Below are 23,719 nucleotides of genomic sequence, written 5' to 3' on the forward strand. Positions count from 1 at the left end.
CATTCTTGATACGACTTGATAACCTGTTTCTTTCCGAAATGGAAGCTGGATGGAAACCCTGATCCTTTCCCTGGCCCTTGTGGGTTATTTCGGCGCTACGGCCATCTGGCTGGCATACTTGCTGATCCAGAAAGAGTCGCTGTATCGCTATGGGGTTTGGGTAATGAGCGCGGGTTTGGGTCTGCATACGTTGACTCTGATCCTGGCCATTGAGGAGCAGGGTTACTTTCCGGTCGCCAGCCTGGGGCAAACCCTGATGTTATTTAGCTGGACGCTGGTGGTTGCCTTTCTGTTTTTTACCTGGCGCCATCCTATCCGGGTGCTGGGGACCCTGGTTGCCCCATTTGCGGCCCTGACCCTTACCGGGGCTTTGATTTTACCCCAGCCCGGCCCCATATCACCGCTGTTACAAAGTTTCTGGCTGTCATTTCATATTGCTACCGCCCTATTGGGCAACGCCACCTTTACTCTGGCCTTTTTGGGCGGCATCCTTTATCTGGTGCAGGAACATCAACTCAAGAATAAAAAGTTCGGCTTTTTCTATCGCCGCCTGCCGTCTTTGGAAGCCCTGGACGCCTTAAATTATTATTGTCTTACCATCGGTTTTCCCTTGCTAACTGCGGGCATCATCACCGGCTCGATTTATGCCCAATATACTATGGGGAGCTTCTGGCGCTGGGATCCCAAGGAGACCCTGACGCTGATCGCCTGGCTGTTGTACGCGGCTTTGCTGCATGAGCGGCTGGCCGTGGGTTGGCGGGGGCGACGGGCAGCGCTGATGGCCATTCTGGGCTTTATGGTCCTGATGGTAACTTTTGTAGGTGCTAACCTGTGGCTGCAAGGTTACCATAGTTTTGCGAGTTTTGTCCGCCAGCCATGAATCTGATCCTGCTCGGTATCAATCATCGCACCGCGCCCCTGGAGTTGCGTGAGAAACTGGCCGGTGGTCTGCAAGATGCAGCTGCCGGATATCAGCGCATAAAGAGTGTCTCCGGCCTCCAGGAAGTGTTGCTCTATTCTACCTGTAATCGGATCGAAGTGCTGTTTACAACCCCTGATCCTCCGGCGACCCTGCCCCAGGTACAAACTTTTCTATTAAATCTTGCCGAGGTCTCATCCGCAGACCTGGAAAAGGGTCTGTATATCTATCAGGAAGGCGAGGCTGTGCAGCATCTGTTTCGGGTGGCCAGCGGCCTGGACTCGATGGTAGTCGGAGAGCCACAGATTTTAGGGCAGGTAAAAGAAGCCTATCGGCAGGCCACTCAACAACATGCCACTGGCGCTATCCTTAACCGGTTGTTGCATAAAACTTTTTCAGTAGCCAAACGCATCCGAAGCGAAACCGGCATCGGCTGCCAGGCGGTGAGCGTCAGTTATGCCGCAGTAGAGCTGGCCCGCAAAATTTTCGGCTCCCTGACTGATAAAACCGCGCTCTTGGTCGGGGCCGGGGAGATGGCTGAGTTGGCGGTCGAGCATCTGAAACGCTACGGTGTCTCCCAGATAGTGGTCGCCAACCGCACCTTAGAGCGCGCCTTGAAATTAGCCCAGCGCTTCGGGGGCGAAGCGATCAGCCTGGCCGAGTTGGAACACCAGTTATTAAAAATCGATATTCTGATCAGTTCCACGGGGGCAACCGAACAGATTCTGACCCGGGAGCAGGTCAAGCGGGTCATGCGCTTGCGCAAGCAACAGCCCCTGTTTTTGATTGACATCGCCGTCCCCCGTGATTTAGACCCTGCAATCAATACCCTGGACAACGTCTATCTTTATAATATCGATGACTTACAGGGCATTATTGCAGTCAATATCCGCTATCGCCAGCAAGAGGCAGTAAAAGCAGAGCGCATCATCGCCAGCGAGGTCCTGAAATTCTTGCAATGGCGGGAGTCCCTGGCGGTTTATCCCACCATCATTGCCTTGCAGGAAAAGGCCGACCACATCTGCCGTAACGAGTTGAAAAAGACCCTAAATCAACTGGGTCCGCTCACCCCGGAGCAGATCAAATCCCTGGAGGTGTTGACCCAATCCATTACTCATAAATTGCTGCATGACCCCATCCTCTACATGAAGAGGAACCACCACCCCAAAGACCCATCTCGGGAAATCGACTATATCCGCCGGCTGTTTAACTTGGACCGGGAACGCTAGCCCATTTAAATAATTCTAAAAAATATTACTGGGATTCCCCCGGGCTGTAAGTGACCGACAATCCTCTATTGACGGTTCCCGTCTTGATTGTTATGTATATAGGTAACTAGCAAAAGAATAGGAATCATCCCATGAGCAAGGTTATTGATATAGAAGATCGGCTCCAGATCGAAAAAAAGAAGAAGGCCGGCATAGAGAAGGCCAAAAAACTGGAGGAAGTGCGACGAGTAATGCAGTGTAGCCGGTGTCTGGCACGGTGCTCCAAATGTGGCATCCAGTTCGATACCCAGGATATTTATAAACGCCATAAAGGACCATACCGCTTCTGCCCGGCCTGTGAGGAGGAATATCAGGAATTTCTGCGTCTTAAGGAGAGCGGCGAATCAAGTCCCTACTACTGGCATAATCAACAGTGGCTGGATCTCTGGGAGGCCTGGATAAATTTTCAGCAGGCCCTGAAGAATTACACCGAATCGCCGGAATTTGTCGAATTGCTCCGGGAGGTTGACTGGCATCGCTGATTGTCCCGGGTTCCTCCCGGAGGAATTGAAGCTGGCTGAAGGGCTAAGACTTTAGCCGGAGGGACCCAGACGATGAAGATGTTGGTGCAGCTCCATAGCGAAATCAAAAGCGTCTTGACGGGACGTTTCGAACTGGATCTTTTCCCCGGTTTTGGGATAGATTAAGAATTCAACCACCGCCTCAGGCCGTTGTGCGACAGCAATCTCGCCTTCTGGTTTCAAAACCTTAAAAGTCCGATGGACCATGTTTTTGCCTCCTTAGCATCAGGGGAAGTTATCAGGTGCCTCAGATTCCTGACTCCGTAACCATCTTGCTCATACATTCATTTAAACCATCAGCAGAAATAATTCAAACTTACATTGTCTCAGCAGATGATATTCTACCCCAAAGATTATGACCTGATTGTGGTCGGCGCCGGACACGCCGGTTGCGAAGGGGCCTTGGCCGCGGCCCGGATGGGTCTCAAGGTGCTGATGTTTAACATCAATCTGGATACTATGGCCCAGATGGCCTGTAATCCGGCCATTGGCGGTCTGGCCAAGGGGCATCTGGTTAAAGAAATCGATGCCCTAGGTGGGGTCATGGGTTATCTGGCCGATCAGACCGGCATCCAGTTCCGCACCCTCAATCTTTCTAAAGGCCCGGCGGTGTGGGGGACCCGGGTTCAGTGTGACAAACAGGCCTATCGGCTGGCCATGAAGGCCTGTTTGGAGAAAAAGCATCGCATTGATCTCCGCGAGGCCATGGTGGATCAACTACTAGTGGAGGACGGCCAGGTAGTAGGGGTGGTCGAGTCCCTGGGCTTCTGTTATCGGGCCCGGGCCGTGCTTCTGACCACCGGCACCTTTTTGAATGGTCTGATCCATATCGGTCCCACTCAGATTGCCGCGGGCCGTGCCGGCGAATTTGCTTCAACCCGTCTGGCCGCTAATTTACAGGCTCTGGGATTTCAGATGGGCCGGATGAAAACCGGCACCCCGCCGCGCTTGCGGGCCTCCAGCATCGATTTTACCGCGCTGGCCCGTCTGGAGGGCGCCGATCGGCCCCGGCCGTTCTCCTGGCAGACCAATTCCCTAGAGGTTGAGCAAGTTTCCTGTTATGTCACCCACACCACCGCCGAAACGCATCGCTGGGTACGGGATAATATCCAGCATTCTCCCCTCTACAGCGGGGTTATCAAAGGGGTGAGCGCCCGCTATTGCCCGTCGCTGGAAGATAAGGTGATGCGCTTTGCCGATAAGCCTTCTCATCAGGTCACCCTGGAACCAGAGGGCCGCGAAACCGAAGAAATTTATGCCAAGGGTCTGGGCAATTGCCTCCCGGTGGAAATCCAGTTGCAGCTGTTCCGCAGCGTCCCCGGTCTAGAAGCGGCGGAGGTCATGCGCCCCGCCTATGCCATCGAATACGATTTTGTGCAGCCCACCCAGCTCAAACCCACCCTGGAGACCAAGGCGATTCGAGGGCTGTTCATGGCCGGACAGATCAACGGCACCTCGGGCTATGAGGAGGCCGCGGCCCAGGGACTGTGGGCCGGGGTCAATGCCGCCTGCCAAATCCAGGGCCGCCCGCCTTTTCTGCTGGATCGGTCCCAGGCCTACCTGGCGGTGTTGGTGGATGACCTGGTGACCAAAGGGACACGGGAACCGTATCGGATGTTCACCTCGCGGGCCGAATATCGCCTGCTGCTGCGAGAGGACAACGCCGATCTGCGGCTTACCGAAATCGGCTATGAACTGGGGCTGGTGGATAAGCTGGCTCTGGAGGCCCTGCAAGAGAAAAAATGCCTGCTGGCCGAAGAAGAGGCCCGTCTGGCCGGGAAACGTCTTTATCCCTTGCCCCAGGTAAATTTGGCCTTGCAGGATCTAGGCACTACGCCGTTGCAAGAACCGACTCCCATTTTGAAACTGGTGAAACGCCCGGAGCTTAACCTGCCTGCCCTTTATCGTCTGGCCGGGGAAAATCCTGCGATCCCGGAGAAGGTAATCGAGCAGCTGGAGATCAAATACAAATATGAGGGCTATATCCGCCGCCAGATGGAGGCGGTGCAGCAATTTGCCCGATTGGAACAAAAACGCCTCCCGGAAGACTTTGATTATGACGCGGTCCCCGGCCTTTCCAATGAGATCCGCCAAAAGCTCAAGGAGATCCAGCCCATTTCCCTGGGTCAGGCGGCCCGCATTTCCGGGGTCACCCCGGCGGCGCTCTCCATTTTGCTGGTCTATCTAAAACGCTGGCCGGAGCATAAACCCGCTGTCAAGTCGTGACCGGACCAGAAGCGGGATCTTCTGGCAAGCTGATAAACACTCTATCCGGCTGGGAAGCTCAAAGTTAAAAAGGTTGCACAACGGCCTCGGCTCAGCTATCTTAGCAGATCATATAGAATAGAAAGAAGGGGAACAACATCATGGCCCTGATTGCGCCGTCGATCCTGTCGGCCGATTTTGCCCGCTTAGGAGAAGAAATTCAGGCCGTCACCGCGGCCGGAGCCGATCTGATCCACGTCGATGTGATGGATGGTCATTTTGTCCCCAACATCACCATCGGCCCGCCGGTGGTCCAAGCGTTGCGCAAGATCTGCAGCCTGCCGCTGGATGTCCATCTGATGATTGCCCAACCCGAGGGCTATATTGCGGATTTTGCCGAGGCCGGGGCCAGAATCATTTCGGTGCACGTCGAAGCCTCTACCCATCTGCACCGCACTCTGACCGAAATCCGCCGCCTGGGTTGTCAGCCGGGGGTGGTGCTCAACCCGGCCACGCCTTTGGAGTACGTCACCTACGTGCTGGACGAAGTCGACTTGGTGCTGTTGATGACCGTCAATCCGGGGTTTGGCGGCCAGGATTTTATCCCCGCGGTGGTCCCTAAGATTGCCCAGTTACGCGAGCTCATTGACCGCCGTCATTTACCCATCCAGATCGAAGTTGATGGCGGTATCAATGGCAAGACCATTGACCAGGTGGCCCAGGCCGGAACCGACATCTATGTCGCCGGCAGCGCCATTTTTGGCAAGACCGATTACTCTGAAGCGATCACTGAGCTTAGGACCAAAATCGCCGCGGCTCAAAAAGAGAAAGCCGAAACCGGGCGGGATTGTGGCGATAAATAGCTAACCTGAACCAACCAAAAGTTTGCTGAAGCCTTAGGGAGGCAACGCCATTAATGGCTGCAAAGTTTAGCACCACAAGTGCAGTCCTGGTTATCCTGGTCCTGGCGGCCGGTTTGTTGGTGGGTAGCAATGCCATCATGGCGGTTGATTCCTACCCAGAGGCGCGACAGCGGATGGTGGAGCGAGATCTGCGGGGCCGGGATATTACCGACCCTCGGGTGCTGGCGGCCATGACCCGGGTGCCGCGGCATCTGTTTGTCGACCCCAGCATGGCTCCCGAGGCCTATGGTGATTTTCCTTTGCCCATCCCCGCCGGGCAGACGATCTCACAGCCCTATGTCGTGGCCCTGATGACCCAGTGGGCCGCAATCCAGCCGGGCCAGAAGGTGCTGGAAGTGGGCACCGGCTCCGGTTATCAGGCCGCGGTTTTGGCCTGTTTGACAGAACAGGTTTATAGCATCGAATTGATCCCAGAGTTAGCCCAGACCGCCGCCGCCCGATTGGCCAAATTAGGTTATTCCCAGGTCAAAGTCAAAAGTGGCGACGGCTACCTGGGCTGGCCGGAATATGCCCCCTTTGATGCCATTCTGGTAACTGCCGCGGCTCCGGAAGTGCCCCCCGCCCTGAAGGCCCAGCTCCAGGAAGGGGGGCGGCTGATCATTCCCCTCAAAACCTTTGGCGGCTTCCAGATCTTAACCCGCCTTACCAAACACGGGGACCGCTTCACAACCGAACGCATCTGTCCGGTCAGTTTTGTGCCGCTGGTAAATCCACAAATAGCCCGATAGCAATTGGGGGGAATTGCCATACCCCTACCCCTTTGGCCAAACCCTTAAAGGGGGTTGGGAGGGGGAGCTTGAGGGGAGGGCGGGGGGCCGGCGGTCCCCCTGGTCTTACCCGGATACTAATCTTTTTAAAGGCTTGGAAATAACATTTAGCTCATTACTCTGGCGAGGGCCGATACGATTTTTCCAGGGCCCGGATGAGGTGGCTAAGGGTGGTATTAACCGGGGTGGGCACCCCTAATTGCTGGCCCAAAGCGACGATTTGGCCATTCAAGGCCTCGATTTCCGTTGGGCGCTGGGCCAGCACATCCTGTAACATGGAGGAGCGGTTGCGGGCGGTGGCCTGGCAGACCTGGCGGACTAGATTCAAGGGGTCCGGGCTGATGGCAATGCCCGTGGCCTGGGCTACTGCCTGGGCTTCTTGAACCGCGGCCCGGGCTACCTGCCAGGCCTCGGGGACTTTCAACAACCCCCCATTGAGCAGCCGGGTGAGGGCGGTTAAGGGGTTGACCCCGACGTTGACCAAAAGCTTATCCCAGATTACTGCGATAATGTCCGCGGCACTCTGACAATCGAATCCGGCGGCCTGGAACCGGGACACCCACTCTGCTAATTGGTCTTGACGGACCTGGGAGCCGGGCGGAATGCCCAGAATGGTTTTCCCTGGTCCGGCATGCCGGGCTTGCCCCCAGTCCAACAAGGTCACCCCGTGCATGATTACTCCGGCCAGCAAGTGTTCCGGGCCGACCACCGCGGCTATCTGCTCCAGATTGCCGATACCGTTTTGCAGGGTCAGGGCCAGTCCGCCCTCGGCCATTAAAGGGGGCAAGCTCTGGGCGGCACGCCTGGTCTGGTGCGCCTTGACACTCATAATGGCCAGATCGCAGGGACCGATAATGCCGGCCTGGCAGGTACAGTTGACTGGAATGTGTTCTACCTGGCCATCCAGGGTGATGAACCTGATACCCCGGTTCTGGAGAAAGGCGGCCCGGTCCGGACGGTAGTCTACTAGCCATATTACCGCAGCCACTTTCTGTAACCGGGCTACCAACAGGCAGCCCAGGGCACCTGGCCCGATGATAGCAATTTTCACCATCGTCTCCGCAGGGGTAGCTGCATGGTACGTAACCCAAATCCCTCCCTCCGTCAAGTTCCAAACCCATGATCAGGGACGGTTTTGCCAAAAAAGTCTAGACATTATGAGCAATGGGGGCCCAACCCTAGTGGTATTCTATTCAGTCTAATTGCCTTTGTTCACAAGTTTATTAGTTTTATGTTAAAATTACTGCAAAGCTCAAGAAGAGGATAACCATGCTCAGGCAATTTGACAGAGAGCTGGCGGATTTAAAGATGAATCTGCTGCGTATGGCCGATGCCGCTGAGCAAGCCGTACAGAACAGTATTATTTCTGTGCTGAACCGCGATTCCGAGTTGGCCAAAGAAGTCATTATTGGCGACTTAGCCATAAATGACATGGAACTCGAAATTGACGAGCAGTGTCTGAAACTGCTGGCGCTGCGTCAGCCGCTGGCCACGGATCTGCGATTTATCACTGCCTCGATGCGGATTAACGCCGAGTTAGAGCGCATCGGCGACCAGGCGGTGAATATCGCGGAACGGGCCCTGGAGCTTAACCAGCGGCCTCCCTTAAACCTACCCATCGACTTGAAGGCCATGGCTGATATTGCCCTGAATATGGTCCGCAACAGTATCGAGGCCTTTATCCGCCAGGACCCCACGATGGCCGTCCAGGTCTGTCAACGGGACGTTGACGTTGACACTTTGGATGACGAATATATCCAAAAATTATTAGATTTTATGCTCAAAGATACCCCGGCCGTGGGGCGTTCGGTCCATTATATTATTATTATCCGAAATATTGAACGGATTGCTGATCTGGCCACCAACGTTGCCGAGGACATCGTCTTTTTTGTGGAAGGCAAGGTAATCAAACACCGCTGCGAGGATGGGATACTCAGCGCCCGATGTATCTGAGGGCTTCAGCGCTCCAAGTTCGAGAGACGGCAAGCGGTAGCGGGGTTTTGCAGCTTTTGCTCCAAAAATTTCAATTCCTGCCCTAAAGCCGGGGAAATTTTCAGTTCCCGCTCTACCTTATCCAGAGCGTGCAGGATGGTCGAGTGGGTGCGCCGGAAGGCTCGGGCCAACTCCTTAAGTGTCTTTTGAGTATAATGGCGACAGAGATAAATGGCCAGATTCCGCGACCGTACCAGCTTTTTTTTGCGCGACCGACCGGTTAACTCCTCCAGACTGATCTGATAGACCTTACAGGTAAGTCTCTGAATGGCCTCCATACTCAAGCTGTCAGTGGTCACCCGGAAGTTGTGTAACACCTCCTCAGCCAACCCTATCGTTATCGGGGCGGAAAGCAGAGACGATTTGACCACCAGGCTGTCCAAAGCACTCTCCATCTGGCGGACGTCTTGAGTCACATAGGTGGCCAGACATTCCAATACCTGACGACTGATCCGAATTCCCCGATCATCAGACTTTTTGGCTAGTATTTTGACCCGGGTATCAAAATCGGGAGGCTCGATCGGGGTGATCACCCCCGCACTAAGCCGGGAGCACAGCTCTTTTTTGAGGCCGGGAATTTCGGTCGGAACGTAACTGCTGGTAAAAACAAGTTTTTTCTGTTGATCGGCCAAGCAGTCCAAAGTATAGCACAATTCACTCTGAATTTTTTCCTTGCCGCTTAAAAAATGCACATCCTCGAGCAGTAAGATATCGGTTTGGCGCCGGAATTTTTCCTTAAAGCGCTCTATCTGCCCCTGTTTCAGGGCCAGCACCATTTCATTGGCAAAATCCTCGGCGGTCAGATAAAAGACCCGATGGTCAGGGCCTTGGGCGTATATATGGTTACCTACTGCTTGGGACAGGTGGCTTTTCCCCAAGCCGGGCAAGGAGGTCAGAAACAGGGTCCGCCCATATACCGTGTCATTTCGGGCCAGAGCCTGTGAGGCCTGAAAGGCAAACCGGTTGGAGGCACCGACGACAAAATGTTCAAAAGTAAAGCTTTGATTCAGCCCGCGTGCGGGAATCGGTGAGGGCTTTACCCCAGGCAGCACTGGCTGCCGCTGCAGCGGGGTCGAAAGCTTGCGGGGTGAGGGGTGTAACACTCGCAGATCAAAAGGGAAACCCTTACCTAAGACCTGTTGCACCTCTTCTCGGATCAGCTCCAGGTAATAGGCGCGTACCCAGTGCAAAGTAAAGGCATTTGGACATCCCAGCACTAATTCACCCTGGGAACCACGGCTGGCTTGCAGTGGTTCAATCCACAGTTTGAATCCTGAGGCTGGGAGCCGGCTTTTCAGCCTATGCTTGATATCAATCCAAGCAGGCTCCATTCCCTTATCCTGATTTTTTGGAGAGGTAGGTCGAAGTTGTTAGATTTAAAAATTATGGACGGAAAATTATCCGAGACGCGGGCGGTTGTCAAAGCCGCTGTCCCGGAAATAACAATTAGCTCCGGAAGGAATTACTCAATCCCGAGGGGCCGGAAACATAAGAGTCCAAGGGCACAAGCCTGGCTCCCTGCGGGAAAACATTTTTCTAATACGCTTCAAACATCGGCCTTACACCGACAGAGGTAAGACTCACGAAATTGCCTCTTAGATCTCGCCTTTCCTCATTTTTTTTCCTGTTTCCATAGCTAATGGAAAAATTCCCTGGCAAAAATCGCCATTGTGGTGATTTTGAACCAAAAATTCCAAAAAAAATTTTTTTGGACCAGGAACCGGAAAGCTGATCTAAATTGAAGGCAAAATAACCGGAAACAAATCTCCCCCAACTCAAGGATCTTTCCATCAGAGTAGAGAATCATTTCAGCAGCTGGAAAAGTATAGATCTATTTACCCCTCCCGGTCTCCCCTTCCACACCCTTCCGTCCGGGGGCTGGGAGCCGCCCAGCATCGGCGATTACTCCCGCACCCGGACTGCGGCCCTGGATATAACGTCATCCCCTGATTCGCCAGCGACCACGCCATATGGGTGCCGGCCATAGAGGGTGTATAATCTTTGCACCAAGGCCTGGCGTTCTTTCAACGGCATAGTTAGATAGAAATCACTCAGAATCAAGGTGGCAATGATATATTTGAGGTCCATTTTGTCCCCCCCTCGTGCAATCGATCCCCCTGACGTGATTTACTTTCTGCAAAAACCATGCCTTTTTTAGGGGCAAATTTTTGGGGAGATAAAAAGAATCTTTCCGACAAGTTTAGAGCCCTCGTCAATTATAGCTATTGTCATAAAATGGAAGGGGAGAAAAAATTAACCCCCAGCCTCAGGCGAGAGTTGGTTTTTAACTCTGGGTGTCAATTATTCCACCGGGGAGACATTTCTATTTTGAGCTTTTGAGCCGGTAATGGTGAAACAATCGGCTTCAGGAATAATAAAATCTCTTGACAGGAAGCGGTAGTTATGCGAAATTTTGGTCGACCATCAAGACTTGAATGGGCCGGACCCTGGCAGTTCGGCAGGGTGTTTAAAACGCAGAATTTGAATCCAGTAAGGCAGCAGATAAACAGTATGTAACCGGGATAAGCATCTGGAGTAATCCGCCGTGGTTACTGGGGATGCTTTTTTTGTGGTAACTGTCTCGGGGGCAGCCCTCTGTTATCAGGAGAGTGAAGCTAAAGGACTAACGGCAGGCCGAGGCTCGGATATATCTATCTCTTTGAAACATAACTACATGTTTTTACCGCAAATTAATAGCTGACCGCCTGAAATTTACTTCTTATGAGATTACTATGGCAGAGATCCGAGTAAACCTGAACCAAGGCCGCGGCGTTACCCTGGAGTCTGGGGTCAGCGTGGCGCAGGCCCTGAAAATTCTGGGGGTGGCCACTGATCATCAAGTAGTGGCGGCCCGGGTAGATGGCCGGGAAGTGGACCTGACTTATCAACTTAATGAAGACTGTATTATATCGCCGATTCCGATAGACACCCCGGAGGGATTGGAGATTTTGCGGCACAGCACCTCTCATATTATGGCCGAAGCCGTACGCAGCCTTTTCCCCGGGGTCAAAGTTACCATTGGTCCGGCCACCGAATCCGGCTTTTATTATGATTTCGATGCCCCCCAAGCCTTTACTCCCGAGGATTTGCCGCGCATTGAGGCCCGGATGCAAGAAATCATCGACCAGGACTTGCCCTTTGTCCGCCAGGAGGTTACCCACCAGGAGGCGGTCCAGCTTTTTTCGCGTCTGGGCGAAACTTACAAGTTGGAGTTGTTAGAGGAACTGACCGAGGAACAGATAAGTATCTATAAACAAGGAGATTTTATCGATCTATGCCGGGGTCCCCACGTGCCCTCGACGGGCTATATCCCGGCTTTCAAACTGACCAGTGTGGCCGGGGCCTATTGGCGCGGCGATGAACGTCAGCCCATGCTGCAGCGGATCTATGGCACCGCGTTTTCATCTCCGGAAGAACTGGCCCAATACCTCCATTATCTGGAAGAAGCCAAGCGTCGGGATCACCGCCGCTTAGGACGCGAACTGGAGTTGTTTATCATCGAAGAAGAGGCCGGGCCGGGGATGGTGATTTATCTTCCCAAGGGGGCAATGATCCGGTATTTACTTGAGGAATTTGAACGCCGGGAACACTTGCAGCGGGGCTATCAACTGGTCATCGGACCCCAGATGCTCAAACTGGACCTCTGGAAACGCTCCGGCCATTTTGAAAATTACCGGGAACACATGTATTTTACTGAAGTCGAGGGCCAGGCCTACGGCATCAAGCCGATGAACTGTGTGGCCCATATGCTGATTTATAAATCTCGGATTCGCAGTTATCGGGAATTACCCCTGCGGTATTTTGAATTGGGGACGGTGCAGCGCCACGAAAAATCCGGCGTTTTGCATGGCCTGACCCGGGTCCGGCAATTTACCCAGGATGATGCCCATATTCTATGTACGCCTGACCAGGTAGAGGAAGAGATCGCCGGGGTCATCGATTTTGTCGCCGAGGTCATGGCGGTGTTCGGCTTCCAATATGAGGTAGAACTGTCGACCCGGCCGGAAAAATCTATCGGGACGGACACCGAGTGGGAACTGGCCACCCAGGCCCTGATTAAAGCTTTACACGCCCGGAACCTGCCTTATCTGGTCTGTGAGGGTGAAGGGGCCTTTTATGGGCCGAAAATCGATATTAAGCTTAAGGATGCCTTGAATCGCCGCTGGCAATGCGCGACCATTCAGTGCGATTTTACCTTGCCGGAGCGGTTTGATCTGAATTATGTGGGGCCAGACGGCAACCGTCACCGGCCGGTGATGTTGCACCGGGTGATCCTGGGGTCGCTGGAGCGATTTTTAGGTGTGTTAATCGAACACTATGCCGGGGCCTTCCCGGTGTGGTTAGCTCCGGTGCAGGTAATTCTGTTGCCCGTCACCGATCGGGCCCAGGACTTTGCGGCCGCGGTTGCCGACCGGCTGCAGCAGGCCGGCCTGCGGGTAGAAAAAGACTTTCGCAATGAAAAACTGGGATTAAAAGTCCGGGAAGCCCAGCTGCAAAAGATTCCTTATATGATAATCATTGGGGATCGGGAAGTGGCTTCCCAGACCGTGTCAGTCCGCCGGTTAGATGGCACCGAAATAAAAAACGTGGTGATTGACGAACTTGTCCAGCGCCTAAAAAGGGAAGGGCAGATACCGACCACCGTGAAACAATTCCCAGACAACACAGGAGGAGGGTATCATCCAGAAGAAGGTAAACATTAACCGGGAGATCACTGCCCCTGAGGTGCGGCTGGTCGGCTCGGATGGGAGCCAGATCGGTATCATGCCCTTGAGCGAGGCCCTGGAACGCGCCGCGGCAGAACACCTGGATCTAGTAGAAGTTGCCCCCCAAGCCACGCCTCCGGTTTGCCGGATTATGGATTATGGCAAATTTAAGTATTTGCAGAGCAAGAAAACTCAGGAGGCCCGGAAAAAACAGACCATTGTCCAGATTAAAGAAGTAAAGGTCCGGCCCAAAATCGAAGAGCATGATTTTGCCTTTAAACTCCGGAACATCCGCCGGTTCTTGGGTCAAAAAGACAAGACCAAGGTTTCTTTGGTCTTTCGAGGACGGGAAATCGCCTATCCGGAGTTGGGTTATAATCTGTTAAAAAAGATCGCCGAGGCCGTAGAAGATATTGGGGTGGTAGAACAGCAGCCCAAGTTTGAAGGCCGTCATATGACTATGATCCTGGCCCCCAAGTAGTTTAATTTTACATAACAACACTAGTGTTTATCCAGAAACCCACTTTTATCTCTCCTTGATGGGGGAGGGTTAGGTTTGGGGGTAAAAATAATTTAGAATTTCAATATCTTCAGAGTTACATCTCCTTTCCCCCATTCCGGATTAAACCTAGCAAATATTATTAGCCAGGAGGCTTTGCGCTTCCAAAGAGGAATCTAAAATGCCCAAACTAAAAACCCACCGTGGCGCTGCCAAACGCTTCAAAGCCACTGGAAACGGACGGCTCAAGCGCAGCAAGGCTTTTCATAGCCATATTCTGACCAAAAAAAGCCCTAAACGGAAACGGCAACTACGCCAGGCAACCCTGGTCGATCAGACCGATATGAAGAGTCTGAAACGATTGTTGCCCTATTTATAAGTCAGGAGGGGTGTCATGCCGAGAGTCAAAAGCAGCGTTCGGGCCCGCGCCCGTCATAAAAAATATCTCAAGCTGGCCAAGGGTTTTCGCGGCGGCCGGCGGCGGTTGTATCGCTCTGCCCGGGAAGCGGTGGAGAGGGGTCTGGCTTTCGCTTATCGGGACCGCAAGGTCCGCAAGCGGGAGTTCAGAAGCCTGTGGATCACCCGGATTAACGCCGCCACTCGTCCTCTGGGACTCTCTTACAGCCGCTTTATCAGCGGGGCCAGGAAAGCCGGGATTGGCCTGGATCGCAAGATCTTGGCAGAGTTGGCCATTAATGACCCGGCCGGCTTTGCCCGGATTGCCGAGGTCGCCCGGCAAGCGGGCTAAGCGGTTGAATTGAGGCCTTTAGCTACTTGATTCCCCACATCGGCTAATCAGATTGATGCTGGAAGAGTTAAAAAACCTGGAGCACCAGGCCGCTGCCCAGATCGCTCAGGCCGCTGATGACGCGGCCCTGGAAGCTCTGCGGGTTTACTATCTGGGGCGCAAAGGAACGCTTACCAAGATCTTGCGGTCGCTGCGAGAGCTGTCCCCGGAATTACGGCCGCAGGTGGGACAGGAAGCCAACCGGATCAAACAGGCCCTGGAACAGGCCCTCAGCGCAGCTCGGGAACGCCTCCAGGAAGAGGCGCGGCAGCGGCGCCGCCCGGTCGGTCTGGACGTCACCTTGCCGGGGCGGCGTCCGCCCCTGGGCCGCCTCCACCCTATCACTCGGATCACCCGCGAAATCTGCGACATTTTTGTCCGCTTGGGATTTGAAGTGGTTGAAGGCCCGGAAGTGGAAACCGACTACTATAATTTCGAAGCTCTCAACATCCCCAAGGACCATCCGGCCCGGGATATGCAAGACACCTTTTATGTCTCGGAAAATATCGTCTTACGGACTCACACCTCGCCCATGCAGATTCGGGTAATGGAAAAACAGCCGCCGCCGGTCCGGATCATCGCCCCCGGCAAGACCTATCGCCGCGACTCCGACCTCACCCATACCCCGATGTTCCATCAGGTGGAAGCCCTCTTGGTCGACAAACATATCACTTTTGCCGACCTCAAGGGGGTGTTGCGGGTGTTTGTTCATGAGATTTTCGATCCTTCCGTAGGTCTGCGTTTCCGACCCAGTTACTTCCCCTTTACCGAACCCAGTGCCGAAGTCGATATCGCCTGCGTCATCTGCCGCGGGGCCGGCTGTCGGGTCTGCAAAGAGACTGGCTGGCTGGAGGTCATCGGGGCTGGCATGGTCCACCCCGAGGTCTTCCGCTTTGTGGGCTATGACCCCGAGGTTTATACCGGCTTTGCCTTTGGGATGGGTATCGAACGCATTGCCATGCTCAAATACGGCATCGACGACCTGCGCCTGTTCTTCGAAAACGATCTCCGCTTTCTGAGACAATTCTAAGGCGGGTTATTCCTACTGGTTACAACTTGGCCCCCGTTGATATATCCTCAACAGCCAACTTCTTTTAAGCATCCTGATTGATCTAAAAGGGCGCCTTTGGCCTTATTACCCACAAAATTCCAAATAGTTGACAACCTCTATCTCTTGTAGTAAAAAATTAACAATGATGACTGAAAAGCCGATCAAGAAGAAGATTATAGGTAAGATATACACTCCGTTAAGACCGCAAAGTGAACTGCTCTGAATGTGAAAGGTCAACGCGGTATCTAGTTGGTCCGGAAGGATCACAAGTTCCCCTTTGCCTTCAGTGCTACCTATAATTTGTCCAGACAGAATAAGTAAAGCTTTATATGCTAAGGACAGAACTAAATTATCTGACCGCCTAAACGGGCTTTGTTTCGGGGTTTCCCGATCCCTTACCTCGCTACCCTCAAAGGAAAGTTGTGCATAATGGGGGGGACTACTTTGACTAATATAACAGTAGATAACAACTGCCCGGTCAACTTAACGAAAAAGTTCGAAAACTCCAACACCTTGATGCACTGAAATCGGGACAAGCTATTGCTCAGACGTGGAGAATTCGGACTATGACCCAATGCACCACAATATTGCAAACTTCTCTTTGCAGGAACTGCTGCGAACTTTACACCTCAATCGGTGGAATCTACAAAATTCAAGAACTTTTTGAGCCATCCGACCCTGAGGCTGCTAATTTGCTGAATTCTAAACTATTATTACTTGCTGTGGCTTAGCCGCACAGAATTGAGTACACAGCATAAAAATGTACTGGACTAGGACTGTCAAAAACTGTGCCGCTACTAATCTTGGTAGTTTTCCTAAATAAGATCAATAAGAAAAATGACTGAAACCCATCCCTCGGTTCGAGTCGCCAGCCATCGAGCGTTAGCAGCCCGGGAGCAAATAGTGGGGACCTACCCGCAATGGGAAGCCTGGCGTGAGCAGGCCCGGGCGATAAAGGCCGAGGTTATCGATCATCTGGATGACTTCCTGGAACAATTACAGCGCCAGGTCCGAAGCTGGGGCGGCGAGGTGTTGTGGGCCGAAGATGCGACTCAGGCCCGCCGGCTGATCCTGGAGGTGGCGCGGCGACACCAGGTCCAGGCAGTGGTCAAAGCCAAATCCATGGCTACCGAAGAAATCAATCTCAATCCAGCCCTGGAGGCCGCCGGGATAACGGTTTCCGAGACTGATCTGGGGGAATTTATTGTCCAACTGGCCGGGAACCGCCCCAGTCATATTACCGCCCCGGCCCTGCACCTTAACCGGGAACAGATCGCCGACCTGTTCAGTGACCGGCTGGGGGTAAGGCCTCAGACCGATCCTTCCTGTCTCAGCCGCCAGGGTGCCAGATTTTTGCGCCCTAGCTTTTGGGAAGCCCAGATGGGGATTACCGGAGTCAACTTTGCCGCCGCGGCCAGCGGCACCCTGGTAATGCTGGAGAACGAAGGCAATCTGCGGCTCAGTGCCACGGTCCCGCCGGTGCACCTGGCACTGATGGGAATCGAAAAAATCATTCCCCGGCTGACCGACCTCGAGGTTTTTTTGCGTCTCTTACCGGCCAGCGCTACCGGCCAACGGCTGACCGCCTATGTTAACTTTATCGGTGGTCTGAAAAAGCAGCCCCATGGAAATCAGGCCTTTTACCTGGTTCTATTGGACAATGGCCGGCGGCGGTTGGCTGCCCACCCTGAGTGGCAGGAGGCGCTTTACTGCCTGCGGTGCGGGGCCTGCCTGAATATCTGCCCGATCTTTCAGTTAGGGGGCGGCCATCTTTACGGTCAGGTCTATCCTGGCGCCATCGGCATCCTGCTGGCTCCGTTTCTAAGCCATGGCACAGATCTGACCGATCTATGCACTCAGTGCGGGGCCTGTAGCCTGATCTGTCCGGTTAAGATCAATTTAGCCGATAAAATTGCACGGCGCCGCGCTCAGAGTACCCGTCATCGTGGACTGCGTCTTTTGATGCAGGGCGCCGCGGCGATTATGGCCCGGCCCCGTCTCTATCGTGGCCTGGAACCTTGGCTGCGGCTGGTCCGGCAGCATTTACCGGCCACCGGACAAAAATATCTGTGGGGACCGGGACGCTGCTTGCCAGAATTGGCTCCACAGAGTTATCATCGCATGATGCAGTCGAAGCAAAAATCGGTTTCTTAGAATCACCGGCACTTGACTTGGTTAACACCAGTGGAGCAATTACAATTTTCGATCTAGCGCTTGATCTGTATCTACTTTTCAGCCGGCTGACCGAAGCCCGAGCTCATGGACAAGAAGTGCATGGGCCCGATCAGTTGGCCCTGGCCCTGGCCACACGCGGGCATCCGCCACTGGTTCTAGAGGATCATCCCTGGCTGCAGGAAGTAGCCTCTCGCCTAGGGAATCGGGGAGTAACAGAGGTAAGCTTCCTTTCCCATCTGTCCCCCGACCAGGCCTGGACCGCAGACATAGACACTGCAGTAACCGTAGCAGCGGGAGCCATTCCGGAGACCGGCAGCATTTTGATCAATGCCTTGTCCCCCCTAGCTTTTCGGCTATCCCTGCGTCCCCGTAAGCAGATCGTAATCGTCCCCGCCGACCGAGCCACCTTGACCCTGGCCCAGGCCCTGGAGTGGACCGCCCAGGAACCCTCCGGGCTGGTCAGCTGGCTTACTGGCCCCAGCCGCACCGCGGATATCGAAAAAACCCTAGTCCTGGGCGCGCAGGGGGCCGAGAGCCTGGAGGTGCTGATTTATACCCCGGAGACCTGATGGAAAGAGTGCCCACCGTCGAAATTGAGTCCCGCATTACTCATCTACAGCGCCAGTTAGTGAGCCATAAAATTGATCTGGCGCTGATCGCCCAGAATACCGACCTGTTCTATTATAGCGGCACCGTGGTGGACGGTTTTCTGGCCGTGCCCGCCCAGGATCAGCCGATCTTAGCAGTACGCCGGCCGCAGCAGCGCCTCGACACGGAAGGCTCGGTCTGGCAGGTCCGAAATTTTAATAATTTTAAAGATCTCCATAGCATACTGGAAAAGGCGGGCCTGAGCCGGCAAGCCGTAATCGGGCTGGAGCTGGATGTCCTGCCCGCTGCCCTGTATTTAAAGCTGGGCGAGCAGGTTTTCCCCCGGAATCAGATCATAGATGCCTCGACCATCATTCGTCGCCAGCGCATGATCAAAAGCGCCTACGAAATCGAGCAACAGCGCCGGGCCGCGGCTCTCCTCGACCAGGCTCTCCAGATGGCCACCGACCTGCTCAAACCCGGAATGACTGAATTGGAGCTTGACGCCGCGGTGGTCTATCATCTGCGCCGTTTGGGCCATCAAGGCCTGGCGCGCATCCGGCGCTGGAATCTGGAACTGTTTTTCGGTCACGTACTATCAGGGATTTCGGGGCTTAAGGCCGCTTATACGGACACCCCGAGCGGCGGCACTGGGGTCAGCCCCGCCTTCCCCCAGGGAGCGGGATGGAAGCGGCTGGCCCCGGGGGAACCGATCAGCATCGACTTTCTGGCCTGTGTCAACGGCTATATCATTGATCAGACCCGAATGTATGCCCTGGGGTCCCTGCCTGAGGCCGCCTGGGAAGCCTTTGCAGTAGTTGAAGACCTGTACCGGATGTTTGAAGCCGAAGCCCGTCCCGGAGTGAGGCCTGGAGATATTTATAACTGCCTCTGGGAGGAAGTGCGAGTCCGGGGTCGCCAAGATTATTTCATGGGGGTGGGCCAGGATCGGGTGCGCTTCATCGGCCATGGCGTGGGGCTGGAGGCGGACGAATTCCCTCTCCTCAGCGCCCATTTCCCTTATCCCTTCGAAGCCGATATGGTGGTGGCCTTTGAACCCAAATTTTTCCTGCCGGAAATCGGGATGATCGGCCAGGAGGATACCGGCCGCATCACCCCGACTGGAGTGGAATGGCTGACCGTCTCTCCCCCAGGTATAGCGGTTAAGCCAGTATGAACTGGTTCGCCGAAGCCCCTAACCGCCCGTCTTCGCTTTCGGGCTTTAACTCAGGCAATATAAATAGTCTTGATGTTGACGAATTCTTTGATGCCGTAGTGGGACATTTCGCGGCCATAGCCGGATCTTTTGACCCCGCCAAAGGGAAGGCGGGGGTCCGACTTGGTCATGGTATTGACCACCACGGTGCCGGACTCAATCCGGCGGGCCAGACGCTCGCCGCGTTTTAGGTCTCGGGTCCAGATGCTGCCTCCCAGACCGTAAGGGGAGTCATTGGCCACAGCTATAGCCTCCTCTTCATCTTTAACCGTGATGAGGGCGGATACCGGGCCAAAGGTCTCCTGATCATAAACCGGCATGCCTTTTTTGACCTCGGCCAGAATGGTGGGGGTATAATAGAACCCGGGGCCATCAAGACTTTTCCCGCCGGTAACCAGCCGGGCTCCCATTTTAATTGAATCCTGGACCTGCTGGTGAAGTTGCTCCCGCAGATCGGCACGGGCCAGCGGGCCTAAGTTAGTCTCCTCCTTCAAGGGGTCACCGACCACCAGATTTTCCACCAACTGTTTGTGGCGAGCCTCAAACGCGGCTGCAACCTTTTCCAACACAATAAAGCGTTTGGCGGCAATACAGGTCTGACCGGCGTTTTGCATCCGAGCCTTGACCGCCAGGGTACAGCAGAGGTCGAAATCCGCGTCTTCGAGGACAACAAAAGGGTCCGTCCCCCCCAGTTCCATGACGGTCTTTTTTAGATGTCGGCCCGCGGCGGCCGCCACCTGGCTGCCAGCTTTTTCACTGCCAGTGAGGGCTACCCCCTTGATGACCTCGTGGCCAATCAAGGGCTCAACCTGACTGCCAGGGATCAGCAGGGTGCGGAAAATATCCTCTGGGAAGCCGGCCTGCCGGAAGACCTCTTCCAGGGCCAGGGCACAGCCGGGGACGTTGGAGGCATGCTTGAGGACGCAAGCATTGCCAGCTATCAGGGCTGGGACGGCATAGCGACAGACCTGCCAGAAGGGAAAATTCCAGGGCATGATCCCCAGCACCACACCGATCGGCTCAAAGCTGACAAAACTTCGGCCGGATTCCAGGGGAATTGCTTCGTCGGCCAGCATGGCCTCGGCATTATCGGCATAGTAGTCGCAAATGAAGGCGCACTTTTCCACCTCGGCCCGAGCGGTTTTGATGATTTTACCCATTTCCTGGGTGATCAGTTGGGCGTACTGGTCCTGGTGTGCCAGTAATGCCTGGCCCACCCGTTTGGTTAGGGCAGCCCTTTCCGAAAAAGAGGTGGATTTCCAGGATTTCCAGGCTTTATCTACCCTTAGAAGAATATCTTGACATTCCCAAAGGTGGTGTTCAGGGTATTGTTTAATGACTTGGCCGGTGGCCGGATTGATGCTTTGCATATTGTCGCCTCTGTTATTTATAGCACCTGATCCCTAAGGTTTTTCCATCTTATTCCAGGTTGAGCCTGTTGCGGCACCGCGATTTAATATCATTTCTGGAAAATTTTATCACCTGAAATGCCGATAATTTGAAATTTGAGCCTAACCATAGATCCAGCCCGGTTCTTGGCAGACGAAATTATTTATAATATATTACACAATCATTGATAATATCATCAATCTGAGGCCCCAAATCATCGGTCCACCGTCCAAGGCTTTAAGATATCTATGAAATTCTGGTTCTTGGCTTTGGAATAAGACTATAAACCTGGTATTTGGGTTTTTAAATGGAATTCGATCACTTGATCCATAATGCCTTGGTGCTCACCCTGGAGCCAGGGGTGCCACCTCTGGCCAACGGTTATGTGGCGGTGCAGGGCGACCGCATCGCCGCGGTCGGACAGGAGGCCAGCGCTGCCGAATTGCCCGCCGCCCGGGAGCAACTGGATGTCCAGGGCAGCCTGGTGATGCCGGGTCTGATCAATACCCATACCCACGCGGCCATGACCCTGTTCCGGGGACTAGCCGATGACCTGCCTCTGGAAGACTGGCTACATAAATATATCTTTCCCGCTGAGGTTCGGTATGTAGACGCCGAATTCGTCCACTGGGGCACCCGGCTGGCGATTGCCGAAATGCTCCGGGGCGGCATCACTACCGTGGGCGATGGCTATTTTTTTGCCGCGGCCGCCCGCCACGCCTATCTGGAGACAGGGCTGCGCGCCGTCATGGCGCAGGGGGTGCTGGATTTCCCCGTTCCTGGGGTGCCGGATCCGCAGGATAATTTAAAAGTGGCGGCCGAATTTATCGATTCCGGGGCTGGAGGCGGACAGAGGCTGGTCACCTCTACCCTGTTCTGTCATGCCCCTTATACCTGCCGCGCTGGCACCCTGCAACAGGCCAAGGCCCTGACCCGAGAACGGAATCTGCCCTTTTTCATCCACCTGGCCGAAACCCAGGCGGAAGTTGACCGGATGAAACAAGTGCATGGTCTGAGCCCGGTGGCTTACCTGGACTCGCTGGGCATCCTCGATAGCCTGACGGTCGCCGCCCATGCCATTTGGGTGGATGAAGCCGACCAGGAAATCCTGGCCCGCCGCGGCGTCAAGGTCAGCCACTGTCCGGAAGGCAACCTGAAGCTGGCCTCCGGCGTGGCCCCGGTTCCTGAGCTGTTGCACAAAGGCATCTGCGTCGGACTGGGCACTGATGGCGCCGCCTCCAACAATAACTTGGATCTGTTTGGGGAAATGGCCCTGGCCGCCAAGCTCCATAAGGTTATCCGCCTCGATCCCACCTGCCTGCCCGCCCCCGAGGTCGTGGCTCTAGCCACCCGCGAGGGCGCCCGAGTCCTGGGTCTGGCAGACCGCACCGGGACCATAACCCCGGGGAAAGCTGCCGACCTGATCATCCTCGATCTGGACCAGCCCCATCTGACCCCGCTCTATGATCCTTATTCACACCTGGTCTATGCGGCCCGGGCTGCTGATGTCAAAGATGTGATGGCTGATGGCCGTTGGCTGCTCCGGGAGCGGGAATTTCTGACGCTGGATTGGGACGAAACCAGACAGCGAGTCCATGAGTTGACCCATTCCCGGGGTATGTCCAGCTTTGGTGCTAGTGACCTGGAACCGCCGGTCTGATTGACAAAAGCCATTGTAATTGATAACTTCTCGTTAAAGAGGTCCGAATGGAGCTCCATATAGTGGATCTTATGTTAGGTCTGGGGACCGGCCTGATTTTGGGGGTAGGGCTCACCCTGGCCGGAATCAAGATCAAAGGTTTGTTTAAGGGCTCGGAAGTCAAGCGCCTGCGGGAGGAAAACCGCCACCTGAAGCGCCGCATAGAGGAAAAGGACCGTCATATCGGACGGATGCTGACGGAGACGGAAAAATTGGTTCAGGGATTGGCCAAGGTCAAGATTCCCGTCCCGCCGCAGGTCGAATAAATCAAACCTCCGGAGTAAAAAATCTTTTTTTGGCGAGAAAGACCCATGTCTAAACAAAACCTTTCCGTTAAGGGTGGATTAGCCGGGGCCTTAATCGGGCTGGCGGCTGACGTAACCATCACTGAAATCACCGGCTACCATATCACCCACGGTTTGCTGGAGTTGGTGGGGGCCGCGGTCGGCCTGTGGCGTTTGGATCGCCGCTTGGGCGAGTCCTTGCAGGACACCATCGTCCGGGCCCGGCTCAGTGATGAAGAAGATTACCGCCAGGTAGCTAAACGGATTGATGAGCTGACCGAAGATTTGCCTGAACTGCGGGAGACCATTCTCAGGATGGTGGAAGCGGGGATGTCGGCCCAGAAAGCCTGAAATGCTGGGTCTCAACCTGCTCTTTCGTCTGGGCCGCTGGCTGCTGGTCGAGCCCGTGGAAGAATCGGGCCTGATGCCCGAGGGCTATTACCGCTCTCGGGCCTTGGCGGCCCTGGAAGAGGACGATTTCCCGGAGAGCTTGCGTTATCTTAAACTGGCCGGGCCGCCCGACCGCGAGGCGGTCCGGCTGCTGGGCCAACAGGCGGTAGAGGAATTGCAGCAGCAAACACCACCGGCTGCCTATTCCGGGCGCTACCAGGAGCTGCTGGACCAGGAATACCAGGCCCTGGACCTGCTGGGACGTTATGAACAGGAGGCTATGGCGTATCTGGGGTGAGGCGCGGGTGGTGAGTTTTCTGGTTTCTGTTTGACTAGACAG

General features: G+C 54.7%; 24 protein-coding genes. 19 read left to right on the forward strand and 5 right to left on the reverse strand.

Going from position 1 to position 23,719, the window contains the following annotated elements:
• Positions 1–49 precede the first annotated feature (49 nt).
• The 3 genes from ccsB (at position 50) to JRG72_05630 (ending at position 2,669) form a co-directional block, all read left to right on the forward strand.
• Complete coding sequence (gene ccsB, locus JRG72_05620) at positions 50–880, forward strand: c-type cytochrome biogenesis protein CcsB (GenBank protein ID MBW2134699.1); 831 nt, start codon at positions 50–52, stop codon at positions 878–880.
• Positions 877–2,148, forward strand: a complete 1,272-nt coding sequence (locus JRG72_05625; GenBank protein ID MBW2134700.1) for a glutamyl-tRNA reductase — start codon at positions 877–879, stop codon at positions 2,146–2,148. Before ccsB ends, JRG72_05625 begins: the two co-directional genes overlap by 4 nt.
• A gap of 131 nt (positions 2,149–2,279) precedes the next feature.
• Positions 2,280–2,669: a hypothetical protein gene (locus tag JRG72_05630; protein MBW2134701.1), complete on the forward strand. Its 390-nt coding sequence runs from the start codon at positions 2,280–2,282 to the stop codon at positions 2,667–2,669.
• A 51-nt stretch (positions 2,670–2,720) separates the two neighbouring features.
• Here JRG72_05630 and JRG72_05635 read toward each other — a convergent pair whose 3' ends face one another.
• Positions 2,721–2,915, reverse strand: coding sequence for a hypothetical protein (locus JRG72_05635; protein MBW2134702.1), 195 nt, complete (start codon positions 2,913–2,915; stop codon positions 2,721–2,723).
• A 126-nt stretch (positions 2,916–3,041) separates the two neighbouring features.
• Here JRG72_05635 and mnmG point away from each other — a divergent pair, with 126 nt between their 5' ends.
• From mnmG to JRG72_05650, 3 genes are all read left to right on the forward strand, one after another.
• Positions 3,042–4,934, forward strand: a complete 1,893-nt coding sequence (gene mnmG / locus JRG72_05640) for a tRNA uridine-5-carboxymethylaminomethyl(34) synthesis enzyme MnmG (protein MBW2134703.1) — start codon at positions 3,042–3,044, stop codon at positions 4,932–4,934.
• Between the two features lie 140 nt (positions 4,935–5,074).
• Positions 5,075–5,776: a ribulose-phosphate 3-epimerase gene (locus tag JRG72_05645; protein MBW2134704.1), complete on the forward strand. Its 702-nt coding sequence runs from the start codon at positions 5,075–5,077 to the stop codon at positions 5,774–5,776.
• A gap of 173 nt (positions 5,777–5,949) precedes the next feature.
• The gene (locus tag JRG72_05650; GenBank protein ID MBW2134705.1) at positions 5,950–6,564 is read left to right on the forward strand and encodes a protein-L-isoaspartate(D-aspartate) O-methyltransferase; all 615 of its coding nucleotides are present in this window, start codon (positions 5,950–5,952) and stop codon (positions 6,562–6,564) included.
• Between the two features lie 154 nt (positions 6,565–6,718).
• On the opposite strand, the gene JRG72_05655 is transcribed toward JRG72_05650, so the two are convergent.
• The gene (locus JRG72_05655) at positions 6,719–7,657 is read right to left on the reverse strand and encodes a 2-dehydropantoate 2-reductase (protein ID MBW2134706.1); all 939 of its coding nucleotides are present in this window, start codon (positions 7,655–7,657) and stop codon (positions 6,719–6,721) included.
• Positions 7,658–7,872: 215 nt separating this feature from the next.
• Between JRG72_05655 and phoU the strand changes: the two genes are divergently transcribed.
• Positions 7,873–8,556, forward strand: coding sequence for a phosphate signaling complex protein PhoU (gene phoU / locus JRG72_05660; GenBank protein MBW2134707.1), 684 nt, complete (start codon positions 7,873–7,875; stop codon positions 8,554–8,556).
• 5 nt (positions 8,557–8,561) lie between these two features.
• On the opposite strand, the gene dnaA is transcribed toward phoU, so the two are convergent.
• On the reverse strand, positions 8,562–9,926 hold the full coding sequence (dnaA, locus tag JRG72_05665; GenBank protein MBW2134708.1) for a chromosomal replication initiator protein DnaA: 1,365 nt from the start codon (positions 9,924–9,926) through the stop codon (positions 8,562–8,564).
• 571 nt (positions 9,927–10,497) lie between these two features.
• On the reverse strand, positions 10,498–10,683 hold the full coding sequence (locus JRG72_05670; GenBank protein ID MBW2134709.1) for a hypothetical protein: 186 nt from the start codon (positions 10,681–10,683) through the stop codon (positions 10,498–10,500).
• Positions 10,684–11,327: 644 nt separating this feature from the next.
• On the opposite strand from JRG72_05670, the gene thrS reads away from it, so the two are divergent.
• The 8 genes from thrS (at position 11,328) to JRG72_05710 (ending at position 19,578) form a co-directional block, all read left to right on the forward strand.
• Positions 11,328–13,298 carry a threonine--tRNA ligase gene (gene thrS, locus JRG72_05675; GenBank protein ID MBW2134710.1) on the forward strand — a complete coding sequence of 657 codons (1,971 nt, stop codon included), beginning with the start codon at positions 11,328–11,330 and terminating at the stop codon, positions 13,296–13,298.
• A complete protein-coding gene (locus tag JRG72_05680; protein ID MBW2134711.1) occupies positions 13,273–13,782 on the forward strand; it encodes a translation initiation factor IF-3 in 510 nt (169 codons plus the stop codon). The genes thrS and JRG72_05680 overlap by 26 nt, the downstream gene beginning before the upstream one ends.
• A 199-nt stretch (positions 13,783–13,981) precedes the next feature.
• Entirely contained in the window at positions 13,982–14,179 is a 198-nt protein-coding gene (gene rpmI / locus JRG72_05685) for a 50S ribosomal protein L35 (GenBank protein MBW2134712.1), read from the forward strand.
• A gap of 15 nt (positions 14,180–14,194) precedes the next feature.
• Complete coding sequence (rplT, locus tag JRG72_05690) at positions 14,195–14,548, forward strand: 50S ribosomal protein L20 (protein MBW2134713.1); 354 nt, start codon at positions 14,195–14,197, stop codon at positions 14,546–14,548.
• Between the two features lie 55 nt (positions 14,549–14,603).
• Positions 14,604–15,617: a phenylalanine--tRNA ligase subunit alpha gene (gene pheS, locus JRG72_05695; protein ID MBW2134714.1), complete on the forward strand. Its 1,014-nt coding sequence runs from the start codon at positions 14,604–14,606 to the stop codon at positions 15,615–15,617.
• Positions 15,618–16,475: 858 nt separating this feature from the next.
• On the forward strand, positions 16,476–17,792 hold the full coding sequence (locus JRG72_05700; GenBank protein MBW2134715.1) for a lactate utilization protein: 1,317 nt from the start codon (positions 16,476–16,478) through the stop codon (positions 17,790–17,792).
• Positions 17,793–17,809: 17 nt separating this feature from the next.
• Positions 17,810–18,382, forward strand: coding sequence for an LUD domain-containing protein (locus JRG72_05705; protein MBW2134716.1), 573 nt, complete (start codon positions 17,810–17,812; stop codon positions 18,380–18,382).
• Positions 18,382–19,578, forward strand: a complete 1,197-nt coding sequence (locus JRG72_05710) for an aminopeptidase P family protein (protein ID MBW2134717.1) — start codon at positions 18,382–18,384, stop codon at positions 19,576–19,578. Before JRG72_05705 ends, JRG72_05710 begins: the two co-directional genes overlap by 1 nt.
• 50 nt (positions 19,579–19,628) lie before the next feature.
• Here JRG72_05710 and JRG72_05715 read toward each other — a convergent pair whose 3' ends face one another.
• Positions 19,629–20,987 (reverse strand): NAD-dependent succinate-semialdehyde dehydrogenase, encoded by a 1,359-nt coding sequence (locus JRG72_05715; GenBank protein ID MBW2134718.1) that lies wholly within the window; start codon positions 20,985–20,987, stop codon positions 19,629–19,631.
• A 326-nt stretch (positions 20,988–21,313) separates the two neighbouring features.
• Here JRG72_05715 and JRG72_05720 point away from each other — a divergent pair, with 326 nt between their 5' ends.
• Genes JRG72_05720 through JRG72_05735 form a run of 4 tightly spaced genes read left to right on the forward strand, consistent with a single transcriptional unit; the run spans position 21,314 to position 23,677 of the window.
• A complete protein-coding gene (locus tag JRG72_05720) occupies positions 21,314–22,666 on the forward strand; it encodes an amidohydrolase (GenBank protein ID MBW2134719.1) in 1,353 nt (450 codons plus the stop codon).
• A gap of 47 nt (positions 22,667–22,713) precedes the next feature.
• Positions 22,714–22,971, forward strand: a complete 258-nt coding sequence (locus JRG72_05725; GenBank protein MBW2134720.1) for a hypothetical protein — start codon at positions 22,714–22,716, stop codon at positions 22,969–22,971.
• 45 nt (positions 22,972–23,016) lie between these two features.
• Positions 23,017–23,340 (forward strand): hypothetical protein, encoded by a 324-nt coding sequence (locus JRG72_05730; GenBank protein ID MBW2134721.1) that lies wholly within the window; start codon positions 23,017–23,019, stop codon positions 23,338–23,340.
• A gap of 1 nt (position 23,341) precedes the next feature.
• Positions 23,342–23,677, forward strand: coding sequence for a hypothetical protein (locus JRG72_05735; protein ID MBW2134722.1), 336 nt, complete (start codon positions 23,342–23,344; stop codon positions 23,675–23,677).
• Positions 23,678–23,719 lie beyond the last annotated feature (42 nt).

Source organism: Deltaproteobacteria bacterium (assembly GCA_019309545.1).
Lineage (GTDB): Bacteria > Desulfobacterota > Desulfobaccia > Desulfobaccales > Desulfobaccaceae > Desulfobacca_B.